The sequence below is a fragment of the Cupriavidus sp. MPR-AND1C genome, from assembly GCF_058809705.1.
The window spans coordinates 155,217-172,607 of record NZ_JBXASU010000001.1 but is presented as its reverse complement, the minus strand read 5'-3'; the positions used below and the strand labels follow the sequence as shown (position 1 = coordinate 172,607).

The 17,391-nt window shown below is 65.7% G+C and carries 17 protein-coding genes; 8 read left to right on the top strand and 9 right to left on the bottom strand.

The annotated features are described in order from the left end of the window. Positions 1-5 precede the first annotated feature (5 nt). Positions 6-770 carry an ABC transporter substrate-binding protein gene (locus tag AC1RWI_RS00810; protein ID WP_492863890.1) on the bottom strand — a complete coding sequence of 255 codons (765 nt, stop codon included), beginning with the start codon at positions 768-770 and terminating at the stop codon, positions 6-8. Between the two features lie 184 nt (positions 771-954). Between AC1RWI_RS00810 and AC1RWI_RS00805 the strand changes: the two genes are divergently transcribed. Beyond that, positions 955-1,749, top strand: coding sequence for an IclR family transcriptional regulator (locus AC1RWI_RS00805; RefSeq protein ID WP_492863888.1), 795 nt, complete (start codon positions 955-957; stop codon positions 1,747-1,749). A 79-nt stretch (positions 1,750-1,828) separates the two neighbouring features. On the opposite strand, the gene AC1RWI_RS00800 is transcribed toward AC1RWI_RS00805, so the two are convergent. Further along, the gene (locus AC1RWI_RS00800; protein ID WP_043356568.1) at positions 1,829-2,137 is read right to left on the bottom strand and encodes a nicotinamide mononucleotide transporter; all 309 of its coding nucleotides are present in this window, start codon (positions 2,135-2,137) and stop codon (positions 1,829-1,831) included. A 69-nt stretch (positions 2,138-2,206) separates the two neighbouring features. Continuing rightward, positions 2,207-2,341 (bottom strand): hypothetical protein, encoded by a 135-nt coding sequence (locus AC1RWI_RS00795; RefSeq protein WP_492863886.1) that lies wholly within the window; start codon positions 2,339-2,341, stop codon positions 2,207-2,209. A 478-nt stretch (positions 2,342-2,819) separates the two neighbouring features. Between AC1RWI_RS00795 and arsN2 the strand changes: the two genes are divergently transcribed. From arsN2 to AC1RWI_RS00770, 5 genes are all read left to right on the top strand, one after another. After that, positions 2,820-3,248, top strand: a complete 429-nt coding sequence (arsN2, locus tag AC1RWI_RS00790) for an arsenic resistance N-acetyltransferase ArsN2 (RefSeq protein WP_043356573.1) — start codon at positions 2,820-2,822, stop codon at positions 3,246-3,248. Positions 3,249-3,492: 244 nt separating this feature from the next. Beyond that, positions 3,493-4,218 carry a GTP cyclohydrolase I gene (folE, locus tag AC1RWI_RS00785; protein ID WP_043356575.1) on the top strand — a complete coding sequence of 242 codons (726 nt, stop codon included), beginning with the start codon at positions 3,493-3,495 and terminating at the stop codon, positions 4,216-4,218. 157 nt (positions 4,219-4,375) lie between these two features. Next, a complete protein-coding gene (locus AC1RWI_RS00780) occupies positions 4,376-4,819 on the top strand; it encodes a BLUF domain-containing protein (RefSeq protein WP_043356577.1) in 444 nt (147 codons plus the stop codon). 78 nt (positions 4,820-4,897) lie between these two features. Beyond that, on the top strand, positions 4,898-5,695 hold the full coding sequence (locus tag AC1RWI_RS00775) for a fumarylacetoacetate hydrolase family protein (RefSeq protein ID WP_492863883.1): 798 nt from the start codon (positions 4,898-4,900) through the stop codon (positions 5,693-5,695). A gap of 161 nt (positions 5,696-5,856) precedes the next feature. After that, entirely contained in the window at positions 5,857-6,387 is a 531-nt protein-coding gene (locus AC1RWI_RS00770; RefSeq protein WP_492863881.1) for a hypothetical protein, read from the top strand. 47 nt (positions 6,388-6,434) lie between these two features. Here AC1RWI_RS00770 and AC1RWI_RS00765 read toward each other — a convergent pair whose 3' ends face one another. The 3 genes from AC1RWI_RS00765 to AC1RWI_RS00755 all read right to left on the bottom strand — a co-directional run bounded on the left by AC1RWI_RS00765 (position 6,435) and on the right by AC1RWI_RS00755 (position 9,571). Then, entirely contained in the window at positions 6,435-6,731 is a 297-nt protein-coding gene (locus AC1RWI_RS00765) for a YciI family protein (RefSeq protein ID WP_492863879.1), read from the bottom strand. Positions 6,732-7,243: 512 nt separating this feature from the next. Continuing rightward, the gene (locus tag AC1RWI_RS00760; RefSeq protein WP_492864059.1) at positions 7,244-8,635 is read right to left on the bottom strand and encodes a dihydrolipoyl dehydrogenase; all 1,392 of its coding nucleotides are present in this window, start codon (positions 8,633-8,635) and stop codon (positions 7,244-7,246) included. A 204-nt stretch (positions 8,636-8,839) separates the two neighbouring features. Continuing rightward, entirely contained in the window at positions 8,840-9,571 is a 732-nt protein-coding gene (locus tag AC1RWI_RS00755; RefSeq protein ID WP_043356588.1) for a glutathione peroxidase, read from the bottom strand. Positions 9,572-10,001: 430 nt separating this feature from the next. Between AC1RWI_RS00755 and AC1RWI_RS00750 the strand changes: the two genes are divergently transcribed. Continuing rightward, entirely contained in the window at positions 10,002-13,403 is a 3,402-nt protein-coding gene (locus tag AC1RWI_RS00750; RefSeq protein WP_492863877.1) for an ATP-binding protein, read from the top strand. Here AC1RWI_RS00750 and AC1RWI_RS00745 read toward each other — a convergent pair. Together AC1RWI_RS00745 and AC1RWI_RS00740 are read right to left on the bottom strand one after the other, a co-directional pair. Further along, positions 13,400-14,200: an Hpt domain-containing protein gene (locus AC1RWI_RS00745; protein ID WP_492863875.1), complete on the bottom strand. Its 801-nt coding sequence runs from the start codon at positions 14,198-14,200 to the stop codon at positions 13,400-13,402. The two genes, AC1RWI_RS00750 and AC1RWI_RS00745, sit on opposite strands and share 4 nt — an antisense overlap. Before the next feature lie 65 nt (positions 14,201-14,265). Further along, positions 14,266-14,904: a response regulator transcription factor gene (locus tag AC1RWI_RS00740; protein ID WP_043356589.1), complete on the bottom strand. Its 639-nt coding sequence runs from the start codon at positions 14,902-14,904 to the stop codon at positions 14,266-14,268. A gap of 692 nt (positions 14,905-15,596) precedes the next feature. On the opposite strand from AC1RWI_RS00740, the gene AC1RWI_RS00735 reads away from it, so the two are divergent. Beyond that, complete coding sequence (locus tag AC1RWI_RS00735; protein ID WP_492863872.1) at positions 15,597-16,310, top strand: response regulator; 714 nt, start codon at positions 15,597-15,599, stop codon at positions 16,308-16,310. Positions 16,311-16,342: 32 nt separating this feature from the next. Here the strand turns inward: AC1RWI_RS00735 and AC1RWI_RS00730 are convergent, their stop codons facing one another. Continuing rightward, on the bottom strand, positions 16,343-17,320 hold the full coding sequence (locus AC1RWI_RS00730) for a LysR substrate-binding domain-containing protein (protein ID WP_492863870.1): 978 nt from the start codon (positions 17,318-17,320) through the stop codon (positions 16,343-16,345). Positions 17,321-17,391: the final 71 nt, after the last annotated feature.

Genomic DNA, 17,391 nt, shown 5'->3' with positions numbered 1-17,391 from the left:
GGAACTCACATGTTCCATTTCTGGATGATGCCGGCCAGCGTGCCATCGGCCTTGATCTTGGCGATGGCCTTGTTGATGCGGGCAAGCGTCTCGGTGTCGCCCTTGCGCACGACCAGGCAAACGTCGCCAACGTTGACCGGCTTGTAGCTGGCGGCCAGCTTCACGCCCGGGAAGGCATTCTGGCGGATCTGGTAGGCAATGATGGGCTGGTCGCCCAGGCCAGCCTTGATGCGGCCCAGCGTCAGGTCGCGCGTCATGTCCGCCACCGAGTCGTAGCTGCGCACTTCCTTGAAGATGCCCTTCTTGTTGAGCATGTCGAGAAAGACCGTGCCCACCTGCGCCCCCACGACCTCGCCCTTGAGTTCGTCCAGCGAGGCATAGGGCTTGTTGTCGTCGCCCTTGACGATCAGGCCTTCGCCGTAGGCATAGACCGGATCGCTGAAGTCCACCACTTGCTGGCGCGCCGGCGTCTTGAGCATGGCAGCCGAGATGATGTCGATCTTGCTGGAGGTCAGCGACGGGATCAGCGCGGAGAAGACGGTCTGCTGCACATTGACGTTGAAGCCCCCCGCCTTGCCGACGGCCGTGACCGTATCGACCATCATGCCCTGGATGGTGTTGGTCTTCACGTCCAGGAAGGTGAACGGCACGCCGGTGGCCGTCGCGCCCACGTTATAGGTCGGCGCCGCCCCCTGGGCCCAGGCGAACGAAACGGTGCTGGCGGCGCACAGGATTAGTGCGGCGCGGCGGGACATGGTGAATCGAAACATGCGGACACTCCTGGCGAAAGGGAACAAAAGGCGCCCGGGTGGGGGCGACCCACCGGCTTATGCAATGAGCATGCCAATTTTCAATTACGGAGGATCGAAAATTAATTGTCGTTAACCAGTAATTGCTTTATTGAAATCGATATGCGATTCTGTAACATGATTAAATGCCTTTTGCAGCACAAATATGTCGCAACCTGAAGCCAACGATTCCGCCAGCCTCCTGTTCAACCAGTCTCTGGAGAAAGGGCTTGCCGTGCTCCGCGCGTTCAGCGCGCAGCGCCGCACCATGACGATCGCCGACGTGGCGGATGCGGCCGGCATCAACAAGAGCTCGGCCCAGCGCATGGTCTTCACGCTGGAGCAGCTCGGCTACCTGCGCAAGCATCCGCAGACGCGGCGCTACCAGCTCACGCCCCGCGTGATGGAGATCGGCTTCAACTACCTGGCCGCCAACCCGCTGATCGAGGTGGCCAACCCTTTCCTTTCCGAGCTGACCAAGGTCACCACCGAGACTTCGTGCCTGACGGAGCCGGACCTGCTCGACATGGTCTATATCGCGCGCTTTGTCAGCGCCCACTTCGTGCCGGTGCATATGCCGATCGGCAGCCGTATCCCGATGTACTGCACCGGCTCCGGGCGCGCCTACCTGAGCGCGCTGCCGGAAGACGAAGCGCGCGCCATGATCGAGCGCTCGGCGCGGACCGTGCATACGGTCCACACCAGCACTGCAGTGGCTGACATCATGGAGAAGCTGCGTGAGACCCGGCAGCGCGGGTACGCGGTCAACAGCGAGGAGCTGTTCCTTGGCGACATGACCCTCGCCGCGCCGGTGATCGGCGGCAATGGACGGCCGCTTGGCGCGATCCACCTCGTGGCACCCACCGGGCGCTGGACCCGCGAGCAAGCGGAGCGCAAGCTCGGCCCGCCGCTGTTGCAGTGCGCACGGGCCGTGAGCAGTTCGGCGCGGGCGATGGGCTAGGCGCGGCTATTGCCGCGCGGGCGATGCCGCTGGCGGGGTTGCCAACGGGCTTGCCAAAGGGATTGCCGAAGTTAGTGCCTCAGGCCGGATCAGGCATGGGCTGCCCGGCAGCTTGCCCGCGCTCTTGCTGCCGGTGAAATTGCGTGTGGCGGTACAGGCCGTAGATGCTGGTCGCGGTAAAGCCCAGTTGCTGCACGAACAGGCCGTAGGTGCCGGTCACCAGGGCGAACACGCTCCACACGATGTTGGAGCACAGGTAGGCGATCCAGCCCCAGCGCGACGCCTTGTTGTGCAAGGCCACCAGCAAAGAGCCGCTCATCGCCAGCGCGCAGCCGGACCACTCCAGGCCATTGAGCAGATTGGGAATGTACTGTTGCGCCAGATCCATCGCGCTTGTCTCCTGATTGGGTTCAGATTTATTTTGTGTTCACGTTTTGCATACAATGCAGGGCGAAGCTTAGCGTGACAACTCGGGCGGAGCAAGGGGTTTGCGGGGATAGTTGGCGCTGATGATGCGCCTGGCTTGCTTGGTCAGGCAAACGACGATCACGATGACCTCGAGGCCGGCGAGGGCGAGCACCAGAGTGCCCATGCGATCGGGATCGATCTCTGGCGCCGCCGCACGGCGTGTATTTGATCGCGTTGGACAACAGGTTGGTGACCACCTGCGTCACCTGCGCCGTATCCGCGTACACCATGACCAAGGCAAAATTGCAGCGCCTCGCGCGCGGCCCGGGCCTGCGCGGCTTCCTTGCTGCGCGACATGCTGGGCACCGCGCCGGCAAAGCCGAATTGGCGAGGGATCGCAATAGCGCCAGGGCGGATTTCCATATCCGGCCGTACGGGGGACCGCGCGGCCGCAAGCGCGGCAGGCGCACCGCTATCGCACACCCAGGACGATAGCGCACCAGTGAAAACCCGCACCCGCAGACCCCGGATGTGGCTTTTCAGGACGGAATCGACGATGCCCGCTGTCCAGTACGCGAATCTACTTAAGAACTATCCCTAGGCACCGTAAAGCTAGTCTGAACTTAAGATACGAGTAACAGCCCGAAGGGCAGGAGGGCAACATGCGCCCGCACTATGCAAACGAAAAAGACAGTAAGGAAGTACAGGACCTGCTCCAGGCGTGCGACCTGCCGGTGGACGGCGTAGCCGAGCAAATCGGTAATTTCCTGGTGGTACGCGACAACGCTGGCCTGCTCGGCTGCGCCGGGGTGGAGAACTACGGACAAGTGGCCGTGCTGCGCTCGGTCGCCGTGGCCGAGCGCGCGCGCTCGGCTGGCCTTGGCGAATTGCTGGTGGCTGCGATGCTGGCCGAGGCCCGCACGCGCGGCGTGCAGTCCGTGGTGCTGCAAACCACCACCGCCGTCGACTATTTTGCCCGGCTGGGCTTTGAGCGCGTGGAGCGCGCCTGCATGCCTGCGGAACTGCTCAATACCGCGCTGAGCCGCGAAGCCTGCCCGCCGTGCGCCACCTTGATGCAAGCCGCGCTGTAGCCATCCCTGCCAAGGGCCTGCGCCCGTGATGCGGCCCGGCCACATTGCGATCTGGCCGGCCCCTCTTCCCATTCCCCGCGTTGTTGTGTGCCGTGCACCCATGGCTGGCCGGTGCCGGCGCAGGATATTGTTGTAAAGTAAGCGCAAAGCGCAGACCACAGGCGGCCAGAGGTGGATCGGCACGCGATGCCCGCCTGCCTCCCCCCTTCAACGATCCTTCAACGACAGCCACGAACCGCACGATATGGAATCCGACCACCAAGCACCCGACCCCGGCCTCGACGAGGCCTTGGGTAGTGTGTCGACCCGCATACGGTCGCGTTTGCAGGCGGCACGCGAGCGCTTCCACGCCAACGACAATATCGCCGCGTATGTCGAGCCCGGCGAACTGGACGAGTTGCTCGATGAAGTGCAGTCGCGCATGGAAGAGGTGCTGCGCAGCCTGGTGATCGATATCGACCACGATCACAACACCCGCGAGACCGCGCGCCGCGTGGCCAAGATGTACCTGAAGGAGATCTTCGCGGGCCGCTACGTCAACCAGCCCAATGTGACCGAATTCCCCAACGCGGAGCGCATCAACGAGTTGATGATCGTGGGCCCGCTGCGCGTGCGCAGCGCCTGCTCGCATCATCTGTGCCCGATCATCGGCAAGCTGTGGGTGGGTGTCATGCCCAACCAGCACTCCAACCTGATCGGCTTGTCCAAGTATGCGCGCCTGGCCGAATGGATCATGTGCCGCCCGCAGATCCAGGAGGAAGCCGTGACCCAGGTGGCCGACCTGCTGCAGGAAAAGATGAGCCCGGACGGGCTGGCCATCGTCATGGAAGCGGAGCATTTCTGCATGCACTGGCGAGGTGTGCGCGACACCGATGCAAAGATGACCAACAGCGTGATGCGCGGCTCGTTCCTCAAGGATGACAGCCTGCGCCGCGAGTTCCTGACCCTGCTGAACCGCACACGCGACTAAGAAGCTGTTTCAAAATGAAGCGAAGCGGTTCTGGCTAGGCGCGCGGCCGCAGACAGTACAAGTGGATCGGCCAAGGCCGCGCAACGACGCCAGAATCTTTTGGAAACAGCCTCTAAGCCAGCGCGATTCACCGCCTCGCAAACCCAGTGGAGACAACATGCTCGTACGCCTGCTCTACGCCAGCCGCGCATGCCAGCCGGCCGATCCCGCGCTGGTAGACGCCATCGTCGCCACCAGCGTGGCGAATAACCCGAAGCACGGCATCACCGGCGTGCTGTGCTACGGCAACGGTATCTTCATGCAGGCGCTCGAAGGCGGCCGCACGGAAGTCTCGCGCCTGTACCAGCTGCTCGGCCGGGACGCGCGCCACGAGGACGTGGTGCTGCTGCACTACGAGGAAATCCTCGAGCGCGAGTTTGCCGGCTGGGCGATGGGCCTGGTCAATACCGGCAAGGTCAATATGGCCACCATCCTGAAGTATTCCGCCCACGGCGAGCTCGATCCCTACCGCACCAGCGGCCACGCCTCGCAAGCGCTGCTCAAGGAACTGATCGCGGGTGCGTCGATCGTGGGGCGCACGTCGGAGCGGCATCGCTTCTGAACGCTTTCGTGCCGTGGCCCGGCCAGCCCCCCGCTATTCAACAACCCATCACCCATCATCCATCATCCAGGAGAATTCGTGAGCGAACCCTTCAACCCCGGCCCCGCGGCGATGCTGCTGACCGACGCCTGCCGGCGCGGCGTGCAATTCGCTGACCTGCCCGCCAACATCAAGCCGGCGACGCTGCGCGACGGTTATGACGTGCAGGATCGCTTCATCGCCGCGCTCGGCGATCCGGTGGCGGGATGGAAGCTGGGTGTCGGCAGTGCCAACGCCATGCGGCGCGCAAAGCTGGCACGCCCGCTGGTGGGCCAGGTGGGGGCATCGCGCTGTTATGCCTCGGGCGACACCGTGCCGGTCCCCACGGGGGCGACGGTAACCATCGAATTCGAGATTGCCGTGCGGCTGGCGCGCGATGTCGCGCCGCTGCAGGCCGAACTCGCGCCGGCAGCGCTGGCCGAGCTGATAGAAAGCGCGCAGGTCGCCGTCGAGGTGGTGCTGTCACGCTATGAAGACCGCACTGCGGTGGGCATGCCGGCTTTTGCCGGCGATAACGTGGGCTTCCATGCGCTGGTGCTGGGCGCGAAGATCGACACCGACAGCATGGAAGACGTGCGCGCAAGCGCCAGCGTGGCGCTTGACGGCGTGGCTTGCGCACAACCGCTTGCCGGCGACGATGCGGTCTACCCGCTGGAAGCCCTGCAATCGCTGCTGGCGCATGCCGCCGAACGCGGCGTGACCTTGCGCAAAGGCACCGTGGTGACCACCGGCACGCTCACGCGCCCGTTCGACGTGCCGGCCGGCGCGCATACGGTCCAGGCCACCTATGGCGGCGGCGAACTGGTGTTAAAGCTCGCTGCGCAAGCCGCGGGCTGAAACCGGGGCCCTTGCGGCCCGATGCCTCGCGGCTCTTTCTCGTCACCCAGGCTGCCGCCCGAGGCGTTTCGCGCACGCGTGCGGCCTTGGCATTTCCAGCGGATAGGCTAGAACTATCACAAGGGCCTGGCTTTCAGGCCGCTGGTGAGAAGGAGCCGTTCATGGAACTCCATTTGCATATGCAGCCGCACCATTTCGACCGCCGCGCGCCGGACTGGCGCGCCGCTGCGATTGCGGGGCTGATCGCGGGCACGCTGTACGTCGTACTGGAGCTGCTGACGGCACGCTTTGTGCTGTACCAGGGGGCGTGGGGCACGGTGAAGATGGTGGCTGCGCTCATGCTCGGGCGGCAGGCGCTGGCCTCCGCCGACGCGTTCAGCTGGACCATCGTGCTGGCCGCGGGCATCGTGCACTTTGGCCTGTCGATCGTGCTGGCGACGATCCTGGCCACGCTCATCGCGTCGTTCCGCTTTGATTCCAGCATCGGCATGGCCACGCTGGCGGGCGCGGTGTTCGGGGTGCTGGTCTACCTGGTGAACTTCTACGTGATGGGCCGGTACTTCAACTGGTTCGATGAGGCGCGCGGGTGGGAAAGCCTGTTCGCCCACATCATGTTCGGCGTGATCGCGGCGGATGCCTACGCCAACCTGGAGCGGCGTGAGCCGGATGCGCCGGGGATGCCACGGGGATAACACGGGGCGGCTGAGCGCGCCCGGGACAGACTCATCGCGCCCGCTGGCTACAGGTAGCACTCACCACCCAGATAGGCCTTGCGCCAGCGCGTGATGCGCACCTCGGCAAACAGGCCGGCCCGTGTGAACGGGTCGGCATTGATGAATTGCTGCGCCGCGTCGCGGGTGTCAAGGTCGACGATATAGAAGCCGCCGCCGGCATCGCTGCCGTCATCGTTGAGCTTGGCCCCGCAGGCCAGCAGCAGGGCCTTCTGGGCGTCCAGGAAAGCCAGGTGCTCCGCCCGGGCCGCTTGCCGCACTTGCTGGTGCTGTGGCTTGTCCCAGGTTTCGATCAGGAATGGCATGGCGTTGTCCTCGGGTGATGGCGGGTTGGAATAGAGTATCGGGTATCGCCGGATGGGGTATCGCGGCTTGGGCATGGCGGCTGCCAGTGTCATGCCAATCACTCCCGCGATGAGTTTCGCCGATTCCGTGCCGGCAGCACAAGCCGGCAGAACCTGCGCACCGGCCGCCGTTGCGCCCACCGCCGCCAGGAAAAACCTGGCCCCAGGGCTTGACAAACCCGCCGGGCCTCACATCTCCCCTGCTGCCGCCCGACAGTGTTATCCACACTTTATGTGGATAACACTGTCAACAAGCTCCGCAAATGGCTCTAGCACGCGGACCCCATCGGACTGCCCACAAAACGGGCAACTGCAAGCCGGCCAGGCAGGCAAGTCCATCATCCGCGCTGCCTACAACGGAATCACAGCGTCGTCAATGGGGGCCGGCGCAAGGAAGCGGGTGGTCAGGATGCCGAAGTCGTCAAGGATGCCGATCACCAGCACCACGTTTAGCGCGACCGTGATGATCGGGCTCAGCCGGCCAGCTTCGCGGCCGCATCGCGCAGCGCGGTGCGCAGGCCTTCTTCCACCACCGGGTGGTAGTACGGCATGGCCAGCATCTGGTCGATGGTGAGCGCCTGCTGGTAAGCCCAGGCCAGCAAGTGCGCGATATTCTCGGCGCGCGGGCCGGTCCATTCCGCACCGAGAAAGCGCCCGCTAGCCTTGTCCGCATAGACGTGCATCAGCCCACGGTTCTTGAGCATGACGCGGCTGCGGCCCTGGTCCTCGAAGCTCACCTCGCCAGTGACAAAGCTGTCGGGCTCGAGGTCGGCATGGCGCTGGCCCACCATGGCGATCTGCGGGTCGGTGAAGACCACGCCGATCGGGGCGCGGCGCGACAACGGGCGCACCTTGGGATAGGCCGCGGCGTTCTCGCCGGCTGCCTTGCCTTCGTCGGCAGCTTCGTGCAGCAGCGGCAGGACATCGTTGGCGTCGCCGGCGATGAAGATCGGCGCCGTGCCGCATTGCAGGGTGGCCGGGTCGAATACCGGCACGCCGCGCCAATCCAGTGCCAGGCCGGTGTGCTCAAGCCCGAGGCCGCGCACATTGGGCTGGCGGCCGGTGGCGGCGAGCACGTAGTCAAAGCGCTCCGTCACGGTGTTGCCCGAGAGATCGGTAAAGCTGATCACCGCCTCGTCGCCATCGCGGTGCATCTCGCCAAGCCTGGCGTCCGGATCGAGGTAGAACTCCTCGCGGTAGCTAGCCACCGCACTGGCCTTGATGGCCGGATCGGTCAGCGGGCCCACGCCGCCGCGCAAGCCGAACACGCGTACCTGCACGCCCAGGCGGGACAGTGCCTGGCCAAGCTCCAGCCCGATCACGCCAGGGCCGAACACGGCGACGCGGCGCGGCAGGTCGTCCCAGGCGAAGACGTCGTCGTTGACCACCAGCCGATCGCCGAACACCTTGAACGGCGGCGGGATCACGGGGCTGGAGCCGGTGGCGATCACCACGCGGCTGGCACGCACGGTGGTGTGCTCGCCGACCTGCAGCACGGTGTTGTCGATGAAGCGGGCATAGCCGCTCACCTTGTCCTCGGCGGGAATGCCTTCCACGCCGCGCACCACGAAGCCGACAAAGCGGTCGCGCTCGCGCTTGACGCGCGCCATGACTTCGCGCCCGTCGATGCGGATCTCGCCATCCACATGCACGCCGAAGGCAGCCGTGTGGCGCAGCTCATGCGCGGCCTCGGCCGCGGCGATCAGCAGCTTGGAGGGCATGCAGCCCACGCGGGCGCAGGTGGTGCCATAGGGGCCGCCTTCGATGATGACGGCGCGCTTGCCGGCAGCGCGGGCCGCGCGGTATGCGGCCAGGCCCGCCGTGCCGGCGCCGATCACGGCGACATCGGTCTGGATGGTTTGCACGGTCTTCACGTTCTGCAAGTTCTGCGCGTTTTGCACGTTCTGCGGGGTGGTCATGTCGGCGTTCCTGGTAAAGGCTGTGTCAATCAACGGACCGGATGGCACCGGGTGGCGCTGCCATCGGGTCCGCCGACTGGGGCACGTCCGCCGGCCTTGCCGGCGGCCGCGTCCTGCGGCGATCAAGCGTCTTGCGTGGCTGGCTAAGGCTTAGCGAACCAGGTAGGTCTCAAGCGCGTCGGCGCCGCCGATCAGCTTGCCGTTGATGAAGATCTGCGGCGCGGTCATGTCGCCCGACAAGGCGCCCAGCACCTTGCCGCGGATCTTGTGTTCCAGCGGCACGTCGATGTACTCGAAGCCGTGGTCCGACAGCATCTGCTTGGCCTTGGCGCAGAACGAGCAGCCCACCTTGGAGAACACCACGACCTGGTCGGGCCTCTTGGCGTTGGGGGCGATGTAGTTGAGCATGGTGTCGGCGTCCGACACCTTGAACGGGTCGCCCGGCTCTTCCGGCTCGATGAACATCTTGTCGACCACGCCGTCCTTGACCAGCATCGAATAGCGCCAGCTGCGCTTGCCGAAGCCCAGGTCAGCCTTGTCGACCAGCATGCCCATGCCTTCGGTGAATTCGCCGTTGCCATCGGGAATCATCACGATGTTTTCCGACTCCTGGTCCTTCGCCCACTCGTTCATCACGAACGTGTCGTTGACCGAGACGCACAGGATCGCGTCCACGCCGTGCTTGGCGAACACCGGCGCCAGCTCGTTGTAGCGCGGCAGGTGGGTGGACGAACAGGTCGGGGTGAATGCGCCCGGCAGCGAGAACAGCGCGATGGTCTTGCCTTCGAACAAGTCGGCCGTGGTCACGGTCTTCCATTCGTTGTTCTCGCGAACACGGAACGTGACATTGGGAACGCGTTGACCTTCACGGGATTGCAGCATGGGTTAGCTCCTGGATGACTTGAGGGTGGATGGCCGCGTGTTGCAGCGAAGACCCGATTCTGTTCGCACCCATGTGATTTGTACAATTCATCGTTACAAAGACGATGATTGTTTTTTGCTATGGTCAGTGGATAGCCCGACCCTATCCCGAATTAAGAAGCCTCCTAAACCGGCTTTAGCGCCTCAAAAATCACTTTCGTGTGACGGCGCCACTGAATGCGACCTGCCCGCATCGCATCTTCAGCGCGCCAGCCTCGGAAAGTTCTGCAGGTCTTTTCAGACATTTCTCAAATCTGTGCGCAGGCGCGGCCCGTACATTTGGGCCAAGGCGTGCACTTCCTGACCGGCGCTCGGCGTCGCCTGAAGCTGCAGCCCCATGCGTGCGCAGATCCGGCACAACGCGGCACGCCTGCCTCCACGAGAATCCCTTATGTGCATCTGCAGTTCCCCACATCCGGCGCACGGCTCGCCCGCCGCGAGCCGGCGCGTGCCGGCCAACTGGTGGCGCCGACAACTGTTGGTGCTGCTGCTGGCGCTTTGCCAGGGCGCGCCGGCGCTGGCCGCCCTGCCTGCCGAGCCCCTGCGCACGTTGCGCCTGAACGCCCAGGTGCGCCTGGACCCCGCCGGCACAAGCGATATCGTCGACCGTGCTGCATCGGCCCGGGGCGACGATGCGGCGTTGCATGCATGGCGCCGCGCGCACAAGGCCTTGCGGGTGGGCGTGGTTGGCAACTACCTGCCGCCGTTCGACCTGGTCGGCCTGAGTGGGGACTACCGCGGGATTTCCGCCGACTACCTTGCCGTGGTGGTGGCCCGGCTTGGCGTGCCGGCGCAGATCCAGCGCTACCCCTCGCACGAACTGGCGCGCAGCCATCTGGCCAGCGGCGCCATCGACCTGATCACCACCTCGCCGGACAGCCCGGGCACCGGCGCGCGAACCGCGCCGTACCACGATCATCGCCTGATCGAGGTCGTGTCCCGGCGAGACGGCGCGCGCAGCCACGCCAACCGCACCATCGGATACCTCGCGGGCGAAGTCTCGCCGGCCTTGCTGCAGCGAGCCTACCCTGGCGCGCGGCTGCTACCGTTCGAGAACCTGCTCGGCGCGCTCGACCGGCTCTCCCGGGACGCGGACTTTGTCATGGTCACCAACGCCACCGCGGCCGGCTACCTCGTCGAGCAATACCGCTACGACGAACTGACGGCGCGCAACTTCGCGCCGCTGGCGCACGAGGGCATCGCGTTCGCGGTGAGCGACCCCGCGCTGGGCCGGATCATCGACCAGGTGCTGGCGCAGCTGCCCGCGGCGCGCAAGCGCGAGATCGACGCCTTCTGGACGCCCAGCTCGCTCGAATTCGATATCACCGACAAGCTCAATCTCTCCACGGCAGAGCGCGCGTGGGCAGCCCTGCATCCGGAGGTGCGCTACCTAGCGGCCCGCGACCTGATCCCCTTCCAGTTCGTCGACGCCGGGCAAGGCCTGGGCGGGCTCACCGAGCAGGTGCTGCAACGGATCGCGCAGCGCACCGGGCTGCGTTTCGTCCCATACTGGCCGGCCAGCGCCACGGACGTGACCGCCGCGCTCAAGAACGGCACGCTGGACATGGTGCCCACCCTGCCGCTGAACCATGCCGCCACCGGCAACGCCCCGCTCTCGGTCAGCGCGCCCTATTTTTCCGGCAACTGGGTCGTTGTCACGCGCGCCGGCAACGACAGCATCAGGAGCCTGCCCGACCTTGCCGGCAAAGTCATCGCGGGGCCGCCGCTCAACGGGATCTACGATCTCGTGCGGGCCAGCTACGCGGTGAGCCAGCGCGAGACCAACTCGTACGATGAGGCATTTCGCATGGTCGCCACGGGACGCGCGGATGCCACCATCTCCAGCGCCTTCATGGCCGACCACATGCTCAAGCAAACCTATGCCGGCCGGCTCAAGGTCGCCGCGGCCGCGGGCGGCGTGCCGCTGGAAGTCGGCGTGGGTGTCAGCAACCGGCACCCGGAGTTGCTGGGCATCATCAACAAGGCCATCCTCAGCATCTCGCGCGACGAGCTTGGCGCCATGCGCGCGCACTGGACGGAACCCAGGCCGCCGGGCTTCACCTGGCGCCAGTTCATGCCATGGCTGATGGCTGGCGCGGCCGCCCTGCTGCTGGCCAGCCTGCTGGTTCTGGCTTGGGTGACCTCGCTGCGCCGGCAGGTGACCCAGCGCACCGCGGCCGAACGCGCCTTGCAGGACCAGGTCGCGTTCCAGACGGCAGTGCTCGACGGCATTCCCCAGCCTATCTACCTGCGCGACAACCAGTTCCGCATGATCACCTGCAATACCGCCTACGAAGCGGCGCTGGGCACGACGCGGCGGGCGCTGGCCGGGACCGGGCCGGCCTTCGTGCACGCCGCCTTCAACCCCGATATCAGCCACCAGGAACTGATGGCCGTTTATCAGCGCGTGCTGCGCACAGGCCTGCCGTTTGCCGCCGATCGCCAACTGACCATCGGCAACGCGCCGTGCAGCGTGATCAGCTGGGTGGTGCCGCTGCGCCGCGCCAATGGCAGCACGGCGGGCATCGTCGGGGGCTGGATCGATGTGACGGAGCGCCAGCAGATGCTGGCCGAACTGGCTGGCGCCAAGAACCGCGCCGAGGCGGCCAACCGCGCCAAGTCGACATTCCTGGCATCGATCAGCCATGAGATACGCACGCCGATGAACGCCATCCTCGGGATGCTGGAACTGGTGCTGACGCGCCGGCACGCCCGGCACGAGGATCGCGAGCAACTCGACACGGCGCATGGCGCGGCCACATCGCTGCTGGCGCTGCTCGACGATATCCTGGACCTCTCCAAGATGGAGGCCGGCAAATTCACGCTGCAACCCCGTGCCGCCAGCCTGCGCCAGGGCCTGCATGAAGTCACGCGGATGTTCGGTCCCGTCGCCTCGCGCAAGGGCGTGGCCTTGAACGTCAGCGTGAGCGATGCCGTGGCGCCGGCGCATCGCGTGGATATCCTTCGCATGAAGCAGGTCATCAGCAACTTTCTCTCCAATGCCATCCGCTTCACCGAGCGCGGCAGCGTGGATATCCGGCTCGACGGCTCCCCCGCGCGGGGAGGCTCGCAAGCGCTGTGCCTCAGCATCAAGGACACCGGCATCGGCATTCCCGCGGAGGCAATCGGCAAGCTGTTCCGGCCTTTTTCCCAGGTGGAGTCAACCGGGCGCGCGAACACCCGCGGCACCGGGCTCGGCCTGTCCATCGCGCAAAACCTGGTACGCAAGATGGGGGGCGAGATTACCCTGGAGAGCGAGCCGGGACGCGGCACGCAGGTGCTGGTGCGCCTCAGGCTGGAAGTTTCGGCTGCGCAGCCCCCGGCAGTCGCGCCGCCTGCCGGCAACGCGGGCATCACGGGCATCGCGGACATCGCGCTGTTTGCGCCAGGCACCCGCGTGCTCATCGTGGACGACCACGCGCCCAACCGGTTGTTGATGGCGCGCCAGCTGGAGCGGCTTGGCATTACCGTGGAGACGGCGGAGAACGGCGCAGTTGCCTTGCAGGACCTGCAGCGGCGCCCTGCGGACCTGATCATCTGCGACTGCATGATGCCGGTGATGGATGGCTTCGGCCTGGCCCGGGCGATACGCGCACGCAAGGATGCGCTGGGCCGCATCCCCATCATCGGCTGCACGGCGAGCGCGCAGAGCGAGGATCACCTGCATGCGCTGGCTGCGGGAATGAGCGAAGTGATAGTCAAGCCGGTGGGACTCGCCACGCTGGAACGCGCATTGCGCGGGTACCTGCGCAGCGGCCCCCGACCGGCCAAGGGCAATGCGCAACCGGGCTAGCCGTCCCCCCCGTCATGGGGCGCGGCAGTGGTTGGGATCGCGGTTAGGGTAAAGATAGCGGTCGGGCCGCTCGCGGGAGGCGGGCGCAGCGCCGCCAGCGACGCATCAAGGTGCGCCAGCGTTGGGGCAAGAATCGGCAGCAAGGCTTGCGCGGTGGCAAGGTCGCCGAACTGGGCAACGGATTCGAGCCGGCCGCAGAGCGTGACCAGGGCCCCGCACTCCAGGATCCTGGCCGAGCCCTTGATGCGGTGAGCCCCGCTGCCAAACCGCTGCCAGGCGCCATCCGCCAGCGCCGTGCGCATCATCTCGAGGTCAGTGCGGTTGGTCTCGACCAGGCTGTCCACCAGCTCCCGGACGATATCCGCGTCACCGCCCGCGAGCGTATCGAGCAGCGTGCCGACGGCCGCGCATTCGCCGGGCGACACCGCGACAAACCCGTGCTCGGCCAGCGCGTGCGCCAGCGCGCTGACGTTGACCGGCGCGCTCAGCGTGGCATCGAAGGCGGCGCCGTGGGCTGCATCAACCACGCTCGCGTGCGCGCCGGCCTGCACCACGGAAAACAACAGACTGTCCGGGGACAGGCCGAAGTCGCCGCGCGCGAGCTCGCCGGCATGGTCATGGGCCAGCCAGACCAGTGCCAGCCTGGGCGGCTCGCGCTGGACGCGCCCCGGATCCGGGCTGGCCAGGCCCACGTGCTCGACGGAAAAGCCCAGGCCCGCGAGCACGTCCGCCAGCCCGCTGAATTGCAACGCTTGCACGCCACTCCCGGTAGTGCTGAGCAATAGCGCACGGATCATGTCTTTGCCTCTGTGAACATTTGCATATTGTTGACCCAATGCCGACGCGCGGCCAATGGCTGGCGTCATTGCGCAGGCGTCAGGCGGCAGCGCCGCGCCAAGTCGACCAGGTCCACCAGCGAGGTAGCCTGCAGCTTGCCCATGATGCGGGTCTTGTGGCTGCTCACCGTTTTATTGCTGATGAATAAAAGCTCTCCGATCGCCTTGTTGGACAAACCCCTGACCAGCATCTGCAGGATGACGATCTCCTTGTCCGAGAGCAACGCGAGCCGCTCTTCATCCGCAAGCTGGTTGAACAGCGGCAACTCGCGCTCATAGCGCATTTCGGGAAACACCGTGTAGCCGGCCATCACCCACTCGATGCAGCGCACGATTTCCTTCATGTCCTGCATCTTGCTGACGAAACCCTGGGCGCCCGCCCGCCGCACCCGCGGCGCGAAGATGGCCTGTTCCTGACCCGAAATCACCAGGATCCGGATCGGCGGATAAATCCGTTTCAGGCGGGGGATCACGTCCAGCCCGCTGATACGGGGAATATCCAGGTCCAGCACGGCAAGATCGGGCTCGAACTGCCGCGCGGCTTCAATCGCGGTCTGGCCGTTGTCGGCTTCCAGAATATTGCCGACCCCAAGCACTTGCGACAGCTGGGCCTTGATCACCAGGCGCAGTGCAGGGTGATCGTCGACGATCAGGATAGTTGCCACTTGCGCTCCCCCCAAAACTGCCGAAATAACGAACTCACCTGCGTCGGGCGACAGCCGGCAATCAGCAGGTGAAGCGCGGATTATGTGGTGAAGTGGCCCCCGAACTGGCGTGAAACGTCCGAATCAGCCGTCGGAAATTTCCCAAAGGAGGGGGAAATTCAGTCCTGCCGAGTGCACGGGCGCGTCGTTTCGGCATGTCGGAACACCTAAAAAAGTAATCAAAAGTCACTTTTAAGCATAGAACCGCCCACCGGATGGCGACTTCGCTCCGCCTTCCGTTGGGAATCTTCCTTGGCGATCGGAAGAAGACCCGGGGAGTGGAGCGCCAGTGAAGCGCCTCGGGCTGCCTGGCGATTCCACCAGCATCCGGGCCGCGGTGCCGCGGTGCCGCAGGCAATGCCTCCCCAGGCAACGACGGCGCGGAATCAAACTGCCGAAGATTCTGCTCCGGACCCAATTTCCGCGCGGTTCCCGGCTCGCGCCCGCAATTGCGGCGAATTGAGGAAATTTCTCAAACCAGCTTGGCGTTCCCGGCGATACAGTCAGCAGTCACAAATTCAGTACCTTCTTCGGCGCGCCGCGCCGCGATTCCAGGAGCGCAAGGAACTCTGCCATGAGCGACCTCACCCCTCTTTGTCCGCGCCAGTTGCCGGGCATGCGCTGGCGCCATTCGTCGTCGTGGACCCATGCCCATGCCGGCTAAGCTCTCGGCCGCCAAATCCCACATCGTCATCGCCGACGACCATCCCGTCATGCTGCTGGGCTTGAGAGGCTTGCTGGCGCAGTTCGAGGGCATAGAGATTGCCGGCATCGCGCGAAACTCGACCGAAATCCTCGCCGCGCTCAGCCGGCAACCGTGCGACATCCTGCTGACGGACTATGTGATGCCAGGCGGCGTGCATGGAGACGGCCTGCACATGATCGAGTTTGTGCGGCAGCGCTATCCCGCGCTGTCGATCCTGGTGGTCACCATGCTGGAAAACCCCACGCACATCGGCAGGCTGGTCCGGTTCGAGCGCTTGTCGGTGGTCAGCAAGCTGGACGATGCCTCGCATATCGCGATCGGCCTGTCGCAGGTGCTCGACGGCGTGCGCTACCTGTCGCCGACGATCGTGCAACTGCTGGACAGCACCGGACCGGACGTGAACGTGCGCTCCCGGCTCAGCGCGCTCAGCCCGCGCGAGACCGACGTGATCCGGCTCTACCTGTCGGGCATGTCCGTGAGCCAGATCGGGTTGAGTCTCGGGCGCAGCGTCAAGACCATCAGCACCCAGAAGGTGTCCGCCATGCGCAAGCTCGGGCTGCGCGGCGACCTGGATCTCTACAGCTACGCCGTCTCCATCGGCCTGCTCGGCCAGCCCCGCAAGCTGGCGCCACGGCGGCGCAACAAGCGCCCGGCGCAATAGAGATCTGCTTCTGGTAAGGTGAGACGGGCGGCCTATTCATTCCCGGCTGGCGCCCGGGGCGGCATCTCGGGCGGCGTCTCGGGCGGCGTCTCCGGTGGCAGGCAGGGGGGCGCATCCGCAGCCACCTCCGCCAGCAGCCAGGCAAGGAAGACGCCGACCAACGGGCTATGCCACTTGTCCTCGAGGCAAACAAAGTAATAGGACTTGGGCGAGACATAAGTGGCGTCCAGCAACCGCACCAGCCGCCCCGCCTTCAGGTCCTCCCTCACCACGTAGTCGGGCAGCAGGGCGATCCCCATGCCGCTGAGCGCCGCCTGCAACCCCATGGCCAGCGAGGCATAGCGCGGCCCGCGCAGGGCCCTGCGCGCCGCCATGCCGATCACATCGAAGTAGCCCGCCCACGCCTCCAGCGCCTCCGCCTGGTGCAGCAGCGGCAGGTGCTCCAGCGCAGCCTGGGCGGACTGCGCCTGCGCCAGCAGTTCGGGCACGCACACCGGAAACAAGGCCAGTGGCATCACCTTGACCCCGACATGCCCGTCGGGCGGGCTCGTGCAAACCTGGATCGCGCCGTCCAGGCCGGACGCACGCAGATCCACCGTGCCCGCCTTGGCGGTGACGTTGACCTGGATCCGGGGATAGGCCTTGGCAAACCCCGCCAGCCTCGGCAGCAACCAGATATTGCCTAGCGAAACCGGCACTCGCAGATCGAGCCGGCCACCGCTGCCCCTGCTTGTCAGCACCTCCAGCGTGGCTTCCTCCAGTTCGGCAATCACCTTGCGGACCGTGCGCAGGTATTGCTCGCCCGCCTGGGTGGGCGAGACCGCGCCCTTGCGGCGGGTCAGCATGGGCACGCCGAGGTACGCTTCGAGCTCGGTCAGCTGCTTGCTGACCGCGCTCTGCGTCAGGCATAGCTCGTCGGCCGCGCCGGTCACACTGGCTAGCCTGACGGTAGCTTCCAGCGCCACCAGGTGGGACAGCGCGGGCAGGTGCCTGCCGTTCGTGCTTCTCATAAGGCCGTTCTGGTCGATAAAGGGTGGAGAAGATGGCAGGCACGCGGCGGCGCCCATGGCCGCTACGCAGG